Consider the following 18,528-nt stretch of genomic DNA (forward strand, 5'->3'; position numbering starts at 1 on the left):
ATAATCAACCAATATTTTTAGCCTCGCGAAGGTCTTGGCGCCCATTTATCGTACGGCGTCAAATCAAACGCATTAACTTCTTCCATAGTAAGCCCTAGCGCAGCAGCTACGCCTTGGCCATATTCTGGATCTGCTTTAAAACAGTTCCTGATATGCCGAATCTGAATGAATTTATCGGCTCCACCTACCTGTGCAGCAGTATTATCAAACAACAACTGCGCTTTTCCGTCGGCTTTAATAATACGGAATAAATCACCGGGTTGCGTGAAATAATCTTCATCATCATCTCTGAAGTTATGTGCATATGCAGTACCCTCCAAATCTAAAGGAGGTTCTTTCGCTTCAGGCTGCTCTTCCCACTGTCCGTAACTATTCGGGTTGTAATGAATCGTATCTCCATAGTTACCATCAACCCGCATTTGTCCGTCGCGATGGAAAGCATGGTAAGGACATCTCGGCCTATTCACTGGAATTTGGAAATGGTTCACACCTAAACGGTAGCGCTGTGCATCGCCGTAGGAGAACAGCCGACCCTGAAGCATCTTATCGGGCGAAAAACCGACCCCCGGAACAATGTTCGTTGGGTTAAATGCTGCCTGCTCGACATCTTGAAAATAGTTTTCCGCATTTTTATTTAATTCAAATTCACCTACGGGGATCAATGGGTAATCCTTTTTCGACCACACTTTAGTTAAATCGAACGGGTGAAAACGATACGTCTTAGCTTCTTCCTCACTCATAATCTGAACGAACATCTTCCATTTCGGAAAATCCTTACGCTCAATAGCATCGAATAAATCTCGTTGCGAAGACTCGCGATCTTGGCCAACCACTAGAGCTGCTTCTTCGTCCGTATAATTCTCTATGCCCTGCTGAGAAACAAAGTGGAACTTAACCCAGTGCCTAACATTATCTTTATTTATAAAGCTATAAGTATGGCTTCCGAATCCATGCATATTTCTAAAACCTTTCGGAATCCCACGATCACTCATTACAATGGTTACTTGGTGTAGCGATTCAGGTAACAACGTCCAAAAATCCCAATTGCTATTTGCATTACGTAAATTCGTTTTAGGATCACGTTTCACCGCATGATTTAAATCCGGGAATTTCATAGGGTCACGAAAAAAGAAAACAGGTGTATTATTTCCCACCAAATCCCAAATACCTTCATCGGTATAATACTTCATCGCAAACCCGCGAATATCACGCTCTGCATCTGCCGCACCACGTTCACCTGCAACAGTAGAGAAACGAGCAAACATTTCAGTCTCTTTACCTATGTCACTAAAAATACTTGCTTTGGTATATTGCGTAATATCATGCGTAACCGTGAATGTGCCAAATGCTCCCGATCCCTTCGCATGCATCCTACGTTCCGGAATAACTTCCCGATCAAAATTTGCCATCTTTTCAAGGAACCAGAAATCTTGCATTAATAAAGGACCACGAGGACCGGCCGTTTGCGAATTCTGATTGTCTGGTACTGGTGCACCAGTTTGTCTAGTAAGTTTTGTTTTTTTTTCTTCCATTATAAAACTGTTTTCAAAATTTCAATAACACATAATACAATAAGACAGGTGGGGATAACAATGAGCGAAATTGGCTACTATTAATTCAAAAAAAAGAACGTAATAATACAAAAAAACCTCTCTATCGATTAACAATATAAGAATTTCTAACTAAAGTTCAATATTAATTTTGTTTAAACAACTCTATAATATGCGCTAAAAACAAGTAAACAAATTAAAAGTTTTCCTAAAAAAATAAAAGCTTTCCACTACCCAAGAATTCTGGATATTTTTTATATATTCGTCTAACGAAATACAACAAACGCACCAACAAAATGAAAGCGCTCATTATAGTCGTTACCTTGATTATTTACAAAGTCATTTGTACCTCAATAGACTTTCATTACAATCCACTCTCCGACGGTTTGCAAATAAAAAACCTGTTAATTGATGTCGTACTGATGATATCCGTTCTGGCAACCGTCCGCTTTGTGGCTAAAAAAATTCAGCACCTATTAGCGGCACGTTCAACATCAAGCGGAAACTAATGCCGCCTAAAACCAAATGCGACATTCCATATATTACTGACCTTAAAGCCAATCTGGGTAAATCTTAAAAACTTTCTCCGACGCAGTAATAAATAAATATTCATTGTTGCTACCCCCAAAACATACGTTCGCCGTCCATTTTGCAGGCACCCGAATATGTTTTATTTGTTCCCCCTGAGCATTATACACAAATACGCCGTCGCCAGTAAGATATAGATTTCCATTTTGATCGACCGTCATCCCATCGGACCCTCGTGCACAGAATAGCTTTTTATTAGCAAGAGCACCGTCATCAAGAATGTCGTAGACATAAGTCTTACTAGCCCCGATATCAGCGACATACAAAAGTGTACCATCCGGAGATCCAACAATACCATTCGGACGGCCGAAATCAGCATCCAAATTTTGCAGCTCGGTGCCAACCAACTTATACACAGCTTCGGGTAGTTCCGATTTCGTCCGGGTCCAATAAGAACGCTGGTAATAAGGATCCGATAAGTATATGATCCCTTGCTTGCTAATCCATAGATCATTCGGACCGTTCAACTTTTTACTCTTGTAGCCTTTAACCAACACCTCTTTTTGCTTGGTGGTCGTAGAAATACGCCAAAGCTCATTGTTCTGATCCGCACAAGCGATAATATATCCTTCTTGGTCGATATAAAGTCCATTAGAGCGGCCTGCGGGCTCCAAAAAAAGGCTGAGCTGCCCACCGCTGGAGTATTTCCAGATACGATTATTGGGCTGGTCGGTAAAATAAATATTGCCCAAGGAATCCCGCGCAGGTCCCTCGGTAAAACTAAAATCCCCCGAAATAAGTATAACCTCCCCTTTATCCTGTCCCCAAGCAAGGACTGTATTACATAATAAAATTAATAGGCATAGGTTTTTCATACCTTAAAGATACAGATTTTACACGAACCGAAAAAGCACGCTGATAAACTGTAAATTTCACACTTGAATGCCTATCTTCGTTTTGGAACAACTACGTATGCGTTGAACGAATATCTCTTATTTATCGATACAGAAACCTCGGGTGTGCCCTTACGCTGGGACCGTCCCTATTCGGACCAGAAGAACTGGCCTTCGGTCATCCAAGTTGCTTGGATCATCTACGATCGCCAAGCCAACGAAATCCGGCGTGTCTGCGAATACATCTATGAAAAAGATATCTCCATCAGCAAAGGCTCAAAAAAAGTCCATCAGATCGATATCGCGCTACTCGCCGAGCGTGGCAACCGCCGCAAAGATGTACTACGCAAACTGTCGCACGATATCAATAAATACAATCCCTTAATTATTGGTCATTTCGTTGAACTCGATGTGCAGATTCTGAGTGCTGATTTTTTTAGAGCGCAGCTCGACAATCCATTTATTGGAAAAGATTTTTTCTGCACAATGCTAAACAGTGAAAAATACGCGCTTAATCCGCAGACAAAATACTTGAAGTTAGCGCAGCTCTATGATTACCTTTTTAAGGTGATGCCAAAAACTTTACACGAAGCCCTCGCAGATGCCGAGCTAACAGCAAACTGCTTTTTTGAACTTCGTAGTAGAAATGAACTCATGCGCGAGGATTTCCAAATCCAGCAGCAACGTTTTGAGAAAGAACTGAATATTATAGAAAAACTAAAGGTAAAACGAGGACATAAATAAAGATAGGTCTTATGGAAAACATGATCGAACTCCTAAAAAGGACACAACCTTTTAACCTCCTTCCAATGAGTGTACTCACCGAAGTAGCTAAATCGTTGACAACAAAAACCTTCACTAAAGATACCCTAGCTTACCGGCAAGAAATCACCGAGCTGCAGGGGGTTGATTTTATTGTAAAAGGTGAATACGAAACTTTTTTCTTCGATAGTGTGCAGAACAGGCGGTTGCTAGAGACACATAACTCCCCGTATTGCTTCGGTGGACTATCGATCCTACTCAATAGAACAAAGGCATTAAAATCCGTTATGGCAAAAAAGGGGACAGTCATTTGCAGCCTGCCACGCAAAGAGTTTTTGGAATTATGCCAAAGTCATAATGAGTTCTTTCAATATTACACCACGGATTTCGGCCAGCGAATGTTAAACGATGAGTTTTCTCATTTTGTCAAAACACCAGCCTCCTTCGAGGAAAGCTACATCGCCGCCGAACAGCTCTACTCCCGCCGCATTGATGGCATTATTTACAAGGATATCGTTTCCTGTCTGATAGGAACCCCTATCTATGAGGCCGCCAAACATATGGCCGACAACCGCGTGAGTTGTTTATTTATTCGCGATGAGCAAGAAAATATTATCGGCTACGCCACCGATATTACCTTGCGCGATAATGTAATCGCTAAGCAGGTTGACACCAATCAAACAATAGATTCAGTGATGGATAACCCCATTGTATCGATTTCTCATCAGGCATACCTCTACGAGGCCGTATTGATGATGTTCCGCACAAAAACACGCTATTTACTCGTGGAGAAACACGGCAAATATGTCGGGTTTTTGAGCAGAAACCGTTTACTGAGTGAACAGGGGCAATCTCCCCTGGTATTCATCCAATCGGTCAAACTAGCTGAGACCACCCAGGAGCTGGGACAAAAATGGAATTACGTGCCCGAAATCATCAACCAGCTTCTGGGCCGCGGGATCAATGCAGAAATTACGAACCAAGTTATCACAACCATTGCAGATGCGATCGCTATAAAAGTCATCGAGAAAGTTATCCGTGAAATTGGCGAGCCGCCGGCTAAATTCGTATTTATGGTTACCGGTAGCGAAGGTCGCAAAGAACAAACCTTAAAAACAGACCAGGATAACGCTATCATATATGAAGATAAGGCCAACGAACACCGTGAAATGGTACGCGCCTACTTCCTCGATTTTGCCAATAAAGTCTCTGACCAATTAAATGAAATCGGCTTCGTTTACTGCAAAGGAGGTTACATGGCAAGCAATCCCGATTGGACCCATTCGCTCTCACACTGGAAGCGAAATTATAAAAATTGGATCGATGAAACCGTACCCGAAAATGCCATTAAGTTCTCCACATTTTTCGATTGCCGCTTTTTATATGGAGACCGCACGATTATCCACCAATTGAAAGAATTTCTGGAAGAAGAGCTTCAAAAACCCAATGATCGATTCTTCACTTTTATTGGACGTAACGCGCTGCAATACGAACCGCCGCTAACATTTTTTAAAAATATTAAAACCGAAAAAATCGACAGGTCCGAGGTACTTAACATTAAAAATGCGATGACACCAATCGTCGATTTGGTGCGCGTGTATGCTCTTAAGAACCGTATTTATGAGGAAAACACAGGGGAGCGATTAGCGAAGCTCACCAAACTCGGCGTGTTCAGCAAAAAACAGTACGAAGAGCTTTACCAATCATACTATTACCTAATGGCGCTGCGTCTTGAAAACCAAGCCAATCAAATCTTAATTGAAAAGATAGAACCGAACAACTATATCCGGATTGACAAATTGACAAAAATCGAAAAAGTTACGTTAATCGAAATTTTTAAAACAATTAACAACTTCCAAGTGGGTATAAAAATGCGATTTACTAACAATCTGCTCGGTTGAGAAGACGGCAATAGGAAAATTTAAGACAAGGTAATCTCTAGCACGTTGTCAACCTCCAGGCTGGTATTTAGGTAAAACAGCCTATTTTTATTGCCCGACGACATTTTTAGAACAGCGGTATTTGGTGGTATCCCCCCTTCATTATCCGCCACAAAACGTATCCGATTCAATCCCTTTTTAAGCGTTATTCCGATTCGCTGCGGCTCGCGTAAAACGGCTAGTCCATTTTGGACCGGTACCTCATTTACCAAAATACTAATCTTATCTCCGTCTTGAATTTGATCGTCCCAAAACTCGAGAAACAAGATAGGATCGGAGACCTTCCATACGCCGACCTTTCGTAGCGCACGGGGCACCTCTACTGGCTTATCGCTTACCGCAACGGTTTTCCCTTTACGCGCAGAAGTTTTGACATCGTTTTTTCCGGCCGTTTTGGAAACCGAATCCGGCTGATAGTTAAAACTCGCAACCATTAAAGTTGCAAATGCATTGGAACGATCTGCGAAATTAAAGCTATAACCTCCGTAGTCTGTGTCGGTGAGGATAAAATTCGCGGTATTCGGTGGAAGCTCTCCATAGTTATCTGCAAAAAAAGCAATATAATTCTGTCCAGAATCGAGCTTCAGTTTTCGCTGCTCCATCATACGCTCGATGGGCACTCTATTAATAAAAGTTCGGCCATTATGTACGATCGTAATCGTATCCCGATCATAACGTTCCTGATCGCGTATCGATAAATCGAGCTGCTCACTGTTTGTGGAAAACGTGTCGTAGATTCCATAATAGATCGAGTCGGACGAGAGTATTTCATGAATGGCGACGCTGTCCGACCAGGCGAGTGGATCAACCTTTTTTAATTCCAGCGGGGTACGATACAAAAATTCACGTAAATAAACTTTATCATTGACAAAAACCTCGTTGTCAGACAGCCCCTTCATAAAAAACGCAAAATTATCGAACCACATCCGGCGAATACGAATCGAATTGTCCGCCGTCCGATGAAACACACCGTTGAGGTATATCATCCAAGGTCCGAGTGAATAAGGCGCTTCCCTAATCGGGTATTTATTTCGGGCAATAGCCAGCTCCGATTCATTCTTTCTCACCAAGAGTAGGCTATATTCACCCACAAAATCTCGATATTTCAATGTTAAACGAGACGGATAAAGCATTTGGGATACCGGCGCCGCAATATCAAGCGCCATTTCAAGAGGCGGCATATGTGGCGCCTGCTTGTAGCGTAATTGCCACTTCCCTTCCCACGGGATGGTTTGTCCGTAACAAGTAACACTAAACCAAAAAACGAATGACAAAACACCGATCAATATAGGAGCTTTGCAAAGAAACCGAGTACGTGAAAAGAAATATTTCTTCATTGTAAACTGCGTAGTGCTGAAAAATACAGAATACAATCCGCGGAAGCAACTTGCGTGTTTATCAAACACAAAAAAATAATAACAAAAACATTTGCTTAGTGTTAAAAATACACTATCTTTGTGGTTCATAATTTAGGTTTATAATTGGTTAGTTAGGGTTTTCATTCTCCCCGTTTGAAAACCCTTCTTTTTTTCTTAAAAACCTAATAACAAAATAAATAACATCTGATTCATCGCTCAAAAAAGCACAGCGCCCGTCTTAGGAAACGATCCGCAATAAAACACATTCGCTTAGATATCGATTTGTTAATGATCGTATTTGTTTGTATTTTTAGTATTACATTATAAAAGCCGCTTCAAGCATTAACAATCAACCTGTATACGCACGTTAAACGTATATTACAAATCATCAAGTTAATACCGCGGCTGGTATATAAACAAAAAAAGCAACTATGACGATGAAAACAATCAAAGGTCCTGCAATCTTTCTTGCGCAATTCATGGATGATCAAGCACCGTTCAACAATTTAGATAATATCTCCACATGGCTCGCCGATTTGGGGTACAAAGGTGTCCAAATACCAACCTGGGACTCGCGTTGTATCGATTTAAAAAAAGCAGCAGAAAGCAAAACGTATGCCGATGAACTCAAAGGAAGCCTACATGATAAAGGAATAGAAATCACAGAACTTTCTGTACATCTTCAAGGACAACTGGTTGCTTCGCACCCTGCATATAATACCATGTTTGACGGCTTTGCGCCGGAGGCGTTCCACAATGACCTTCAAGCGCGTACAGAATGGGCCGTCAATCAAGTTGAATTGGCAGCAAAAGCATCAGCAAACTTGGGGCTGAATACCCTCGCTGCGTTCTCTGGAGCATTGCTATGGCACACGGTGTATCCTTGGCCTCAGCGCCCGGCAGGCCTCGTTGAAACGGGCTTTAAAGAGCTAGCAAATCGCTGGAAACCACTTCTTGATATCTGCGATAGCTACGGTGTAGACGTTGCTTATGAGCTTCATCCAGGAGAAGATCTTCACGATGGTGTCACCTTCGAGCGATTTTTGGAAGCACTCGATAACCACCCTCGAGCGAATATACTTTACGACCCGAGCCATTTCGTATTGCAACATCTAGACTACCTTCAATTCATTGATTTCTACCACGACCGTATTAAGGCTTTCCATGTTAAGGATGCTGAATTTGTTAAGAGTGGCAAATCGGGCGTATACGGTGGATATCAAGATTGGATTGATCGTCCAGGACGCTTCCGCTCGTTAGGTGATGGGCAGGTAGACTTTAAGGGCATCTTCACGAAGCTATCGCGTTACGGTTTTGACCGCTGGGCGGTTATTGAATGGGAATGCTGCATCAAAGATCCTGTACAAGGAGCGAAAGAAGGCGTTGAATTTGTCAATAACCATATCATCGAGGTAACAACGAAAACTTTTGACGACTTTGCTAGCACCGGTGCCGACGATGCGTTAAATCGTGAGATCCTAGGTTTATAAGAAGTAGCATAAACAAATTCGTCACTTATGCGAACTTGGATGTACACTACTATCGGCTGCAAGCGTCATACTTATACTGTCCATCTGGCTTCTCAGGATAAAAACTAAAAAAATTCGAAGGGACCGACGAGTACACGAATGGAGCGAAATTTAGACTTTAACTGGATGTATGCACTTTCAATAAAGCTTGAAACCCAGTCCATCAGCGATGATTGGGGAGGTTACAATCCTGCCTTCAGCAAGGAAAAAGCAAATTTTCAAAAAGTATCGGCTTTCTTTTGTTGAGAGAGAGTCAATGCTTTTTAAAAATTAAACTAAAAAAGTCGCTATCGAACCGATAAAAATTATCGGCTCGATAGCAACTTTCGTATAAATTAAACCTTATTGGTTACTTTTTTGTACCAATTACGTTCACCCCAACCTCAATATCTTTACTGATACCCCATTCTGCAGGATCTGCCGCTGTAGCACCAAATTTAATACCCCAAGCTGTACGATCGACGATGAATTTACCATCAACGGTAACCTTATCATCTTCGAGAGCAACTTTCGCTGGAAACGAAACGTTTAGCGTGCTATCCAATAGGGTCAAGTTACCACTCACTGTTTTATTCGAACCCGCAACCGCACCTTCTGCCGCTGCTCCGCTTAAATCCGTTACGCTGGTAATTTTGAAGTCCGCGTTAGGATGCTGCTCAACAGCAAAGAAATCTCCTGTTTTCAAATGATTTTCAAGATCAGAAGCTTCTTTATCAGCTTCCGTAACAGATGCTGTATCTACCGATATCGAAGACATATCGATAACGAATTCACCAGCGACGATGTTACCGTCAGCAACCGAAAATTCACCCGAAGACAATGAAATAACTCCCCATCTAGGTGCAAATCCACCTTTATGTGTTGCTTTCCATGAAACAGAAGAAGTACCTAAATCTACCGCGAAAACATCACCTTGGTGTTCCGCAACTTCTTGCTTTTCGCTAACATTTGTATTCGTTGAATTACCGCCACATGAGGCGAAAATGATGGCTGCTGCAGCCACAATAGATAAACCGATTTTTTTCATTTGTTAAATATATATTCTTTAATCTATTAATTCAATTTGTTAATTCAAAAGTATACAACATTTTTAAAATTCGAGATATCATATGTTAAGAAAACAAAAAATATATGTCTCGTCCCGATTACCCTGCAGTGAATCAATGCCGCGTCCCCTACGATTGTCCAGCCTTAGCCTTGTTTACGGGGAAGCACCTAGGTTAAAACATCTAGCGAAACCTTTATAATTTCCACCGCTTGGTCAATTTCTCCCTTCGAAATGACAAGTGGTGGGGCAAATCGTATTTTATCCCCGTGTGTGGGTTTGGCCAGCAAGCCATTTCGCATAAGCGCTAAGCATAATGTATAAGCTGCCTGTGGATCCTTATGTTTAATAACGATCGCATTTAACAATCCCTTCCCGCGGATCGTCTCCACAGCAGGGTGATGGATCGCACGGAGCTTTTCTCGAAAATATTCACCGAGCTCCTGTGCTCTTTTATCTAACTTTTCCTCTTCCAGGACTGCTAAGGCTGCGATAGCAACTGCACATGCTAGCGGGTTCCCCCCATAGGTAGAGCCGTGTTCTCCTGGACCAATGCTTAACATCACCCGGTCATCTGCAAGTACGGCAGAAATTGGAAGCACGCCGCCGCTCAAAGCTTTACCGAGAATTAAAATATCGGGACGCACCCCTTCGTGGTCACAGGCTAGCATTCGTCCCGTTCTACAGAGCCCTGTTTGCACTTCATCAGCAATAAATAAAACGCTATGTGCATTGCATAAAGCGTAGGCTTCCCTCAAATAGCCATCATCAGGCACGAGTACGCCGGCTTCTCCTTGAATTGGCTCTACCAAAAAGCCGACTACGGCAGAATCCTGTAATGCATCTTTCAACGCGCTAAGGTCATTATAGGGAATGGTTATATACCCCTGGACGAAAGGACCGAAACCGTTTTTTGCGGCTGGGTCTGTGCTAAACGACACCACGTTAATCGTCCTTCCATGGAAGTTGCCCTCTACGGTAATAATTTTTGCTGTGTTGCTAGGAACGCCCTTGACCTTGTATCCCCACTTACGGGCTAACTTCAAAGCCGTCTCAACCGCTTCGACTCCCGTATTCATAGGTAACACCTTCTCGTATCCAAAATACTTCGTGATATACTGGGTATACGAAGCCATCTTATCACTATGAAATGCGCGCGAGGTCAAGGTCAACTGCTGGGCCTGTTCGATCAAAGCTGAAATAATACGTGGATGGCAATGCCCTTGGTTAACAGCAGAATACCCCGAAAGAAAATCAAAAAACCGCTTCCCTTCCACATCCCAAACGAGGGAACCTTTCCCTTTGGACAGCACAACGGGTAACGGGTGGTAATTATGCGCTCCATATAATTCTTCGGTTTGAATATATAATGCTGTTTTTTCCGATATACTATTATTAATTGCCATAATTAGATCTTTTGGAATGTTCAAACTAACGGCAGCAAGATAATGAAAAATACAGAAATTAAAAGCCCAAGCGGCTATTTTAGAGCTTAAACAACGAAACTCAAAATTCAATGCTAGGAAGATTGAATCGTATTACTTACCTTAGAATAGAACTAATATAAATCCTTATGCCAGTAAAAAAAATCACATTATTTATGTTGACATTAATAGTTACCGTTGGTTTACCCTCCGCTCATGGGCAAGACAAAAGCGTTACCGAAGTCGAGGAAGCAGTAAACAATCTTGTAAAAGCAATGTTGCACCCCTCGGAGCCGGCCCTTAAAAATTTATCCATCGAACAATTGACCTACGGACATTCTAGCGGGAAAGTGGAAAGTCAACAAGAATTTATCGGCACCTTGGTATCGGGCACTTCAGTATTTGAACAGATCGAAATTGAGAATCAAACCGTTCAAGTAATAGAGAATACAGCAATCGTGCGTCATACCCTACTCGCAAAAACAAACGACCCTGGAAATGGGCCGGCGAGTATCAAATTAGGCATTGCCCTTACCTGGATAAAGACTCAAGGGACATGGAAGTTATTAAGCCGTCAAGCATTCAAGCTACCCTAGAAAGGGTCGGCAAAAAAACTAAAAAAATAGCGGGATAAACTAATGTCGTATCCCGCTATTTTTATGAAAATTCAAACAATTGTTAACTTAAAATCACTTCAGAGATCTGATTTCCTTGCTTAGTACGAATAAATTTGTACTTCACATGCTGATCCAGGCGTAACACAATCCCCGCAATTTTATCGTTAAAATAAACGGTCTGTTTTGTTAGATTATCTCGGATGAAACCATAGTGTCCCTCATTATTATAATAAGAAACTTTTCCATGGTGATATTCATCTTCGTCACTCGTTGGACGCAATAGATCCTCTTCCTTAAATTCGTATTTTTTCTCTGGAGGTGTATTTGAAATATTCCCAAATTCGTCAACATACGCAAACATTTCTTCTAATGCTTTACCTTTGTTGTTATCGGATTTGTGAAGTTCCTTTTTTTCTTGCTTCTGTTGTCTTTTCTGTTGTTGCTTCTTAACGCGCTCTTTTTTGTTAAATGTAATTTGGCTTCTACCCATTCAATGAAATTAATTATTTTAAATTATTAGAAATGCTATATGTCTTAACACTTCGTATTTTAGAGCTTTATCGAAAGATAAAAGGCGGTGTTAAAGGTATATGTGCAAAGATACGAAATTCACCACCCATTTCCAAATTCTATCTACCCCATGAACAAGCACTTAAGCCGTTAGATAACCACCTGAGCCAGGCCGAATTAATATCATTTAACCGAAGTGTCAGTGCCCATTATACCTGGGGAAGCGTGTACCCATTATGATATTCTGCACGTAAAAATGTGTTTGCTTGCGCATCGGTAAATTGACGTTTTTGCTTGTCCCAATACAATTTTTTACCCGTTTTGTAGGCTATATTACCCATTTGCGAGAAAATCGCGATATGGGCGCCCGCCTGAACAGGGGCATGAAGCAGCGCGGTGTCTTTTTTATGAATTGCAGCAACAAAATTCTGCATATGCATCAATAGTCCATCATCACTGGACGGCTGCAAAGCTATGGCTTCCATACGATCACCCTCGGGAATTACCTCCCAACCATTGCGATCTAACACGAGTGTTCCATTATTTCCAATAAAGGAGACGCCATGATTTCTGTTATACGGCCCTAAATCAATTCCATTGGCATGTTCCCACTGAATATTAAAATCATCAAATTCAAAAACTGTGGTCAACGTATCGGGCGTCTCGGCAGCGTCATCGGGATAAGCGAACTTACCTCCGGCCGCCATAACAGATTTTGGATCTGAAACTTTCATACCTAATAAGGCATAATCGAGCATATGAACACCCCAGTCGGTCATAAGTCCTCCGGCATAATCCCAGAACCAACGAAACTCGAAATGAAAACGATTTGGATTGAACGGACGTTTCTTAGCGGGGCCAAGCCATCTGTCGTAGTGTACACCAGCCGGAACGGCAGTATCAGGCTTCACCGGAATACTCTTCATCCAGCCCTGGTATGCCCAAGCTTTCACCAGTCGTACTTTGCCCAGTTTTCCCGAATGCACAAAGTCAACCGCATCTTTGAAATGCTTTTGGCTGCGTTGCCACTGCCCGACCTGAACTATACGGTTGTACTTTGTTGTCGCAGCCACCATCGCTTCACATTCATGAATGGAGTTCCCTAACGGTTTCTCGACATATACATGTTTCCCTGCAGCTACCGCATCGATCATCTGTAAACAGTGCCAGTGGTCAGGCGTACCAATAATAACAGCATCGATACGCTTATTTTCCAAAAGCTCCTTGTAATCTATATATCGCTCTACTTTGATATTCTTGGCTGCAAGTTCCGCGATACGCTTATCTAAAACATTTTCATCCACATCGCATAGCGCGATACATTCGACATTAGGCACCTTCAAGATCGCGGTTAAGTCTGCCCAGCCCATACCATTCACACCAATTAACGCGACCCGAAGCGGTTCATTATTCATCGTTTGGGCAGAAGCTTTATAAAACATACCGCTAGCTGCAAGCACAGCGGCGCTTCGTATAAAATCTTTTCTTTTCATGTATAAATTAGTTTTTCGTTGATTAATCTTTAAAGTGCGGCAATTGATAACCGTTATGATAAGTCGCAGTCAATAATTTATTTGCTTCTTCTTGCTCAAACATATTATTTGTTGCATCCCAAATCAACTTATCCCCCGTCCGGTAAGCAATATTAGCCATCTGCGAGAGTTTAGCAATATGGGCCGCTTGCTGTATCGGCGCATGAACGTGTCGCGGGTTACCGTCACGCACGGCATTGATAAAATTTACCATGTGCCGCTCGAGTCCGTTGTCCACCTTGGGCTGCACCGGAACGCTCTGCATTCGATCTTTCTCGGCAATCACTTCCCAGCCCCCTCTATCGAGTACCAGCGTCCCCTTATCACCTATGAAAGCAATACCGTGCTCCCTTCCATAGGGGCCGTTACTTATACTCGTTGCATGCTCCCAGACAATATTAAAACCATCAAATTCATAAACAGCGGTTAATGTATCCGGGGTGTCACCAGCATCATCTGGATAAGCGAATTTACCGCCCATCGCCATAATTGCCGTCGGTGTTGAAGCTTTCATACCCAGTAGTGCATAATCCAGCAGGTGTACACCCCAGTCAGTCATCAATCCACCCGCATATTCCCAATACCAACGAAAGTTGTAATGGAAACGGTTGGGATTAAATGGCCTCCGCGCAGCGGGTCCCTGCCATGTCAGATAATCAACTCCCGCCGGAACCGGCCCATCGGGCATCTCAGGCACACGTTTTTTCCAACCTAGATATGCCCATGATTTTACTGTCCGTATTTTACCAAGTTTACCACTGTGAACGAACTTGACGGCGTCATTGAAATGTTTCTGACTACGTTGCCATTGTCCAACTTGTACAACGCGCTGATATTTATGTTGTGCTTGAATAAGCAGATCACACTCCCCAATGGAATTGGCGAGAGGCTTTTCTACATACACGTCTTTACCCGCCTGCATGGCGTCTATAGCCTGCAAACAGTGCCAATGATCGGGCGTTGCCACAATCACGACATCGATATCGGCCTCGGATAACATTTTTTTATGGTCCTTATACCATTTGGGCTTCATACCCATTTCTTCCAGTTCCTTTGATCGTTCATTAAGTACAAGGTCATCGATATCACATATGGCGACACAAGTCACATCTGGAACTTTCAAGATCGCTTGAAGGTTATTCCACCCCATTCCTTTAAGGCCGATTGCCCCCACTCGAATTGTCTTATTTAAATTATAATGCGTCATTTATTTTATAAGGTTTATGCTGAAGAGCAAAAGCAATATACGAATTTTCCCATCATCTAAGAATGATCAAAAAAATCTGGGCGATATTGTTACATTTTAGCGCTCCCCTTTTTTTCCGTACCTTTAAATGAAAACTATTACACACAAAAGCGCCTGATGAAAATCTACATAAAAAACATGGTTTGTGATCGCTGTAAAATGGCTGTGGAATCACAGCTAAAGCAGCTCGGTTTCACACCTGTAGTGGTGAAGTTGGGAGAAATAGAGATAAAAGAATCCGAGCTGGGCAGTAAAAAAGAACAACTCATAAACAACCTGTATCAATTGGGTTTCGAGCTCTTGGAGAACGACAAAAAGGCGTTCGTACAGCAAATAAAAGCACTTATTATCGAGCACATTCAACAGGATCACATCCTCCGATATAACCTTTCGGATTACCTGGCTAAGCAATCAGGAAAGAGCTACGCGTATATTAGTTCGGTATTTAAAGAGGTCGAAGGGTATACTTTAGAAAAATATTATATACGTCAACGAATTGAAAGGGTGAAGGAGCTACTCAGCTATGCGGAGCTAAACTTGAACGAAATTGCTTATAAACTCCATTACAGTAGCGTTGCCCATCTGAGCACCCAATTTAAACAAATAACGGGCATGTCACCCACAGCCTATAAAAAACAAAACAACCATAACCGAATTCCACTCGACCGCGTGTAGCCTGCCATTGCTTTAAGGCTTGTGCACGTCATCGCCCCATCCCTCCTCTTACTCTTAAATTCTATAATTTTTTGGCGGAATAATATAATAAAAACCTACAAAACGTTTCGATATTTGTATTGTTTAGATAACAAGATTCAATCCGATTTTCAAGCCGAGCACTGCCTATGAAAGCAAATCCTCTTGCTTGGAAAATCACCATTTAGAACACATTAGTATGACCAAACAATATAAAATTTCTGGTATGACTTGTAGTGGTTGTAAAGCAACCGTAGAACGTAAACTAAATGAGTTACGTGGCGTTCAGGCCACCGTAAACCTAGAAACGGCAACAGCAACGATAGAACAAGATGGCAAATATTCTTTGCCTGATCTCCAAAAACAGCTAGCTACTGCGGGCGGCGCTTATCAAATTCACGATCTACATACTACGGTTATCACAAAAGACAAAGAGCAGCAACCCTCACCTAGCGGCCGTTATATATGCCCTATGTTGTGTGAAGGCGACCATAAAGTTTACCACGAACAAGGCAGGTGTCCGGTATGCAATATGTTTTTAGTCCCGATCGAGACGATCGATCAACATACACACGCCAATCATCATCATGAAAAAAAGTCTCCTCCAGCGGAAAACGCTGGTAAATATTATTGCCCTATGATGTGCGAAGGGGATAAGGTTTATGACCAGCCGGGCTCATGCCCAATTTGCGGCATGAATCTAGAAAAGATTCCAGCGTTAACTTTGCGTACGGAGTATAGCTGCCCGATGCACCCCGAAGTGAAACAAAATCACCCTGGCAACTGTCCGATTTGCGGAATGAATCTGGTAGGTAATACACTTGAGGAGGAAGAAGATACCACTTACAAAAATCTCCGTCGAATGTTCTGGATTAGCTTCGCACTGACACTCCCACTGTTCATCATTGCAATGGGCGATATGCTACCTGGCAAAATAATAAGCCAGGTTATCCCACCTGCAGTAAACCCCTATATACAGCTGATTCTGACTCTTCCGGTTGTGTTTTACACTTGCTGGATGTTCTTCCGACTGGCGTGGACGTCATTCAAAACATGGAATTTGAATATGTTCAGTCTGATTGGTCTTGGCGCGGGAGCTGCGTTTATTTACAGTCTTGTAGCGCTATTTTTTCCATCGATATTCCCTGACGAACTGCTCGGTCAGCACGGCGAACCACCACTTTATTTCGAATCAGTTAGCGTTATTTTGACACTCGTGCTACTCGGACAGCTTATGGAGGCCAAAGCGCATTCTAGAACAAACTCTGCGATGAAAGAGTTAATCAAATTGGCACCAGCAGAAGCAATTCGTGTTCAGGGATCCAATGAAGAAAGAATCGCGGTATCCGATATTGCAGTAGGTGATACCTTACGTGTGCGCGCTGGCGATAAAATACCTATCGATGGCAAAATAATAGAAGGATCAAGTAGCATTGATGAATCTATGATTACCGGAGAGCCCATTCCTGTTGAAAAGGAGGTGGACAGCCCCGTGATTGGCGGAACTATTAATGGGAATCATACATTTTTAATGCAAGCAGAGCACGTAGGGAACCAAACGCTCCTTGCGCAAATTATTCAACTAGTGAACGATGCTAGCCGAAGTCAGGCACCGATCCAGAAGCTCACCGATAAGATATCACGTGTTTTTGTGCCTGTGGTTATGATCATTGCCTTTGTCACTTTCTTGACCTGGTATTTCAGTGGAATAGATAACAAGTTGGCCTTTGCGCTCTCGAATATGTTAGCGGTCTTGATCGTTGCTTGCCCATGTGCATTGGGGCTCGCGACACCCATGTCCGTTATGGTAGGGATTGGAAAGGGGGCAAAAAATGGCATCCTTATCAAAAATGCAGAAGCTTTAGAAAACCTTCAAAAAGTTGACACCTTGATCGTCGATAAAACCGGCACCTTGACCCAGGGGCGTCCTAGCGTATCGGAGATCTGGCCGAACGAACAAAACGTTCTCACGAAGAAAGACATTCTACAAATTGCCGCATCGGTAAATAAAACGAGCTCACATCCGCTCGCTCAAGCCATGATGAACAGCGCGAAGGAGCAGAACCTGCAGCTATTGGATTTAATAAACTTTGAAAACATCCCCGGAAAAGGGGTTTCCGGACAGATTCATCATATGCAAGTCCTACTCGGAACCGAAAAATTAATCAGCGAGCACCATGTTGAGCTTCCAAAGGACCTGAGCACTAAAATCACACAAGCGCAAAAACAAGGCAACAGTATCTCTATACTTGCGGTGGACAAAAAATACGCCGGCCTGCTGACCATCATTGATCAGGTGAAACAATCTAGTAAAGAGGCAATCGAGCACATCCAAGATCAAGGCATCACTGTCCATATGTTTACCGGTGACAACCCAAACACCGCGCAGGTTGTCGCTAAAAAAACAGGCATAGAATTCGTCAAAGCTAGTATGATGCCCGCGGATAAGCTCCAAGCGATAAAAAAACTGCAGCAAGAGGGGAAAATTGTCGCGATGGCCGGCGATGGCATAAACGATGCACCTGCGTTAACGCAAGCTAACGTTGGTATCGCTATGGGGAACGGAACAGACATCGCCATGCAGAGTGCCCAAATAACGCTCATAAAAGGCGACCTTCTGGGGATAGAAAAAGCAATAATGCTTAGTCACAAGATGATGCGGAACGTAAAGCAAAATCTACTCTTTGCCTTTTTATACAATATCATCGGTATCCCTATAGCTGCGGGCATCTTATACTCCAGCTTTGGCATTTTGATGTCGCCAATGATTGCTGCTGCAGCAATGAGCCTGAGCTCTGTTTCGGTAATCCTCAACTCCTTAAAGTTAAACGGTTCGAAACTTTAACAAGCTCCCAAAAAAAGAACCTCCCTTTTTGCGAACATATAGCTTGCAAAAAGGGA

At 42.6% G+C, this 18,528-nt stretch carries 15 protein-coding genes; 7 read left to right on the top strand and 8 right to left on the bottom strand.

What is annotated here, in order from left to right; translation table 11 throughout:
* Window positions 1-17: 17 nt before the first annotated feature.
* Complete coding sequence (locus FM107_RS12295) at window positions 18-1,532, bottom strand: catalase (protein ID WP_086948809.1); 1,515 nt, start codon at window positions 1,530-1,532, stop codon at window positions 18-20.
* A 314-nt stretch (window positions 1,533-1,846) separates the two neighbouring features.
* On the opposite strand from FM107_RS12295, the gene FM107_RS12300 reads away from it, so the two are divergent.
* On the top strand, window positions 1,847-2,059 hold the full coding sequence (locus tag FM107_RS12300; RefSeq protein ID WP_086948810.1) for a hypothetical protein: 213 nt from the start codon (window positions 1,847-1,849) through the stop codon (window positions 2,057-2,059).
* Between the two features lie 42 nt (window positions 2,060-2,101).
* On the opposite strand, the gene FM107_RS12305 is transcribed toward FM107_RS12300, so the two are convergent.
* Window positions 2,102-2,953 (bottom strand): SMP-30/gluconolactonase/LRE family protein, encoded by an 852-nt coding sequence (locus tag FM107_RS12305; protein WP_086948811.1) that lies wholly within the window; start codon window positions 2,951-2,953, stop codon window positions 2,102-2,104.
* Between the two features lie 63 nt (window positions 2,954-3,016).
* Here FM107_RS12305 and FM107_RS12310 point away from each other — a divergent pair, with 63 nt between their 5' ends.
* A complete protein-coding gene (locus tag FM107_RS12310; RefSeq protein ID WP_256959504.1) occupies window positions 3,017-3,715 on the top strand; it encodes a 3'-5' exonuclease in 699 nt (232 codons plus the stop codon).
* Between the two features lie 11 nt (window positions 3,716-3,726).
* A complete protein-coding gene (locus FM107_RS12315) occupies window positions 3,727-5,634 on the top strand; it encodes a DUF294 nucleotidyltransferase-like domain-containing protein (RefSeq protein ID WP_086948812.1) in 1,908 nt (635 codons plus the stop codon).
* Window positions 5,635-5,654: 20 nt separating this feature from the next.
* Here the strand turns inward: FM107_RS12315 and FM107_RS12320 are convergent, their stop codons facing one another.
* The gene (locus FM107_RS12320) at window positions 5,655-7,010 is read right to left on the bottom strand and encodes a hypothetical protein (RefSeq protein WP_086948813.1); all 1,356 of its coding nucleotides are present in this window, start codon (window positions 7,008-7,010) and stop codon (window positions 5,655-5,657) included.
* Window positions 7,011-7,468: 458 nt separating this feature from the next.
* Between FM107_RS12320 and FM107_RS12325 the strand changes: the two genes are divergently transcribed.
* On the top strand, window positions 7,469-8,521 hold the full coding sequence (locus tag FM107_RS12325; RefSeq protein WP_086948853.1) for a sugar phosphate isomerase/epimerase: 1,053 nt from the start codon (window positions 7,469-7,471) through the stop codon (window positions 8,519-8,521).
* 388 nt (window positions 8,522-8,909) lie between these two features.
* Here FM107_RS12325 and FM107_RS12330 read toward each other — a convergent pair whose 3' ends face one another.
* Together FM107_RS12330 and rocD are read right to left on the bottom strand one after the other, a co-directional pair.
* On the bottom strand, window positions 8,910-9,587 hold the full coding sequence (locus FM107_RS12330; protein WP_086948814.1) for a YceI family protein: 678 nt from the start codon (window positions 9,585-9,587) through the stop codon (window positions 8,910-8,912).
* 188 nt (window positions 9,588-9,775) lie between these two features.
* Complete coding sequence (gene rocD / locus FM107_RS12335) at window positions 9,776-11,011, bottom strand: ornithine--oxo-acid transaminase (protein ID WP_086948815.1); 1,236 nt, start codon at window positions 11,009-11,011, stop codon at window positions 9,776-9,778.
* A gap of 194 nt (window positions 11,012-11,205) precedes the next feature.
* Between rocD and FM107_RS12340 the strand changes: the two genes are divergently transcribed.
* On the top strand, window positions 11,206-11,625 hold the full coding sequence (locus FM107_RS12340) for a nuclear transport factor 2 family protein (protein ID WP_179204474.1): 420 nt from the start codon (window positions 11,206-11,208) through the stop codon (window positions 11,623-11,625).
* 82 nt (window positions 11,626-11,707) lie between these two features.
* Here the strand turns inward: FM107_RS12340 and FM107_RS12345 are convergent, their stop codons facing one another.
* The 3 genes from FM107_RS12345 to FM107_RS12355 form a co-directional block, all read right to left on the bottom strand.
* On the bottom strand, window positions 11,708-12,136 hold the full coding sequence (locus FM107_RS12345; protein ID WP_218778972.1) for a cold-shock protein: 429 nt from the start codon (window positions 12,134-12,136) through the stop codon (window positions 11,708-11,710).
* A 229-nt stretch (window positions 12,137-12,365) separates the two neighbouring features.
* Complete coding sequence (locus tag FM107_RS12350) at window positions 12,366-13,649, bottom strand: Gfo/Idh/MocA family protein (protein WP_086948817.1); 1,284 nt, start codon at window positions 13,647-13,649, stop codon at window positions 12,366-12,368.
* Between the two features lie 22 nt (window positions 13,650-13,671).
* Complete coding sequence (locus FM107_RS12355; protein ID WP_086948818.1) at window positions 13,672-14,895, bottom strand: Gfo/Idh/MocA family protein; 1,224 nt, start codon at window positions 14,893-14,895, stop codon at window positions 13,672-13,674.
* 156 nt (window positions 14,896-15,051) lie between these two features.
* Here FM107_RS12355 and FM107_RS12360 point away from each other — a divergent pair, with 156 nt between their 5' ends.
* Complete coding sequence (locus tag FM107_RS12360; RefSeq protein WP_086948819.1) at window positions 15,052-15,609, top strand: AraC family transcriptional regulator; 558 nt, start codon at window positions 15,052-15,054, stop codon at window positions 15,607-15,609.
* 217 nt (window positions 15,610-15,826) lie between these two features.
* On the top strand, window positions 15,827-18,472 hold the full coding sequence (locus FM107_RS12365) for a heavy metal translocating P-type ATPase (protein ID WP_086948820.1): 2,646 nt from the start codon (window positions 15,827-15,829) through the stop codon (window positions 18,470-18,472).
* The last annotated feature ends 56 nt before the right edge of the window (window positions 18,473-18,528 follow it).

Origin of the sequence: Sphingobacterium sp. JB170 (assembly GCF_900163865.1) — a bacterium.
Classification (GTDB): domain Bacteria; phylum Bacteroidota; class Bacteroidia; order Sphingobacteriales; family Sphingobacteriaceae; genus Sphingobacterium.

What these genes read in the sequence shown, in the direction of transcription:
- FM107_RS12295 (WP_086948809.1), bottom strand. Translation starts at nt 1,532, where the DNA reads ATGGAAGAAAAAAAAACAAAACTTACTAGACAAACTGGTGCACCAGTA.
- FM107_RS12300 (WP_086948810.1), top strand. Translation starts at nt 1,847, where the DNA reads ATGAAAGCGCTCATTATAGTCGTTACCTTGATTATTTACAAAGTCATT.
- FM107_RS12305 (WP_086948811.1), bottom strand. Translation starts at nt 2,953, where the DNA reads ATGAAAAACCTATGCCTATTAATTTTATTATGTAATACAGTCCTTGCT.
- FM107_RS12315 (WP_086948812.1), top strand. Translation starts at nt 3,727, where the DNA reads ATGGAAAACATGATCGAACTCCTAAAAAGGACACAACCTTTTAACCTC.
- FM107_RS12320 (WP_086948813.1), bottom strand. Translation starts at nt 7,010, where the DNA reads ATGAAGAAATATTTCTTTTCACGTACTCGGTTTCTTTGCAAAGCTCCT.
- FM107_RS12325 (WP_086948853.1), top strand. Translation starts at nt 7,469, where the DNA reads ATGAAAACAATCAAAGGTCCTGCAATCTTTCTTGCGCAATTCATGGAT.
- FM107_RS12330 (WP_086948814.1), bottom strand. Translation starts at nt 9,587, where the DNA reads ATGAAAAAAATCGGTTTATCTATTGTGGCTGCAGCAGCCATCATTTTC.
- rocD (WP_086948815.1), bottom strand. Translation starts at nt 11,011, where the DNA reads ATGGCAATTAATAATAGTATATCGGAAAAAACAGCATTATATATTCAA.
- FM107_RS12340 (WP_179204474.1), top strand. Translation starts at nt 11,206, where the DNA reads ATGTTGACATTAATAGTTACCGTTGGTTTACCCTCCGCTCATGGGCAA.
- FM107_RS12345 (WP_218778972.1), bottom strand. Translation starts at nt 12,136, where the DNA reads ATGGGTAGAAGCCAAATTACATTTAACAAAAAAGAGCGCGTTAAGAAG.
- FM107_RS12350 (WP_086948817.1), bottom strand. Translation starts at nt 13,649, where the DNA reads ATGAAAAGAAAAGATTTTATACGAAGCGCCGCTGTGCTTGCAGCTAGC.
- FM107_RS12355 (WP_086948818.1), bottom strand. Translation starts at nt 14,895, where the DNA reads ATGACGCATTATAATTTAAATAAGACAATTCGAGTGGGGGCAATCGGC.
- FM107_RS12360 (WP_086948819.1), top strand. Translation starts at nt 15,052, where the DNA reads ATGAAAATCTACATAAAAAACATGGTTTGTGATCGCTGTAAAATGGCT.
- FM107_RS12365 (WP_086948820.1), top strand. Translation starts at nt 15,827, where the DNA reads ATGACCAAACAATATAAAATTTCTGGTATGACTTGTAGTGGTTGTAAA.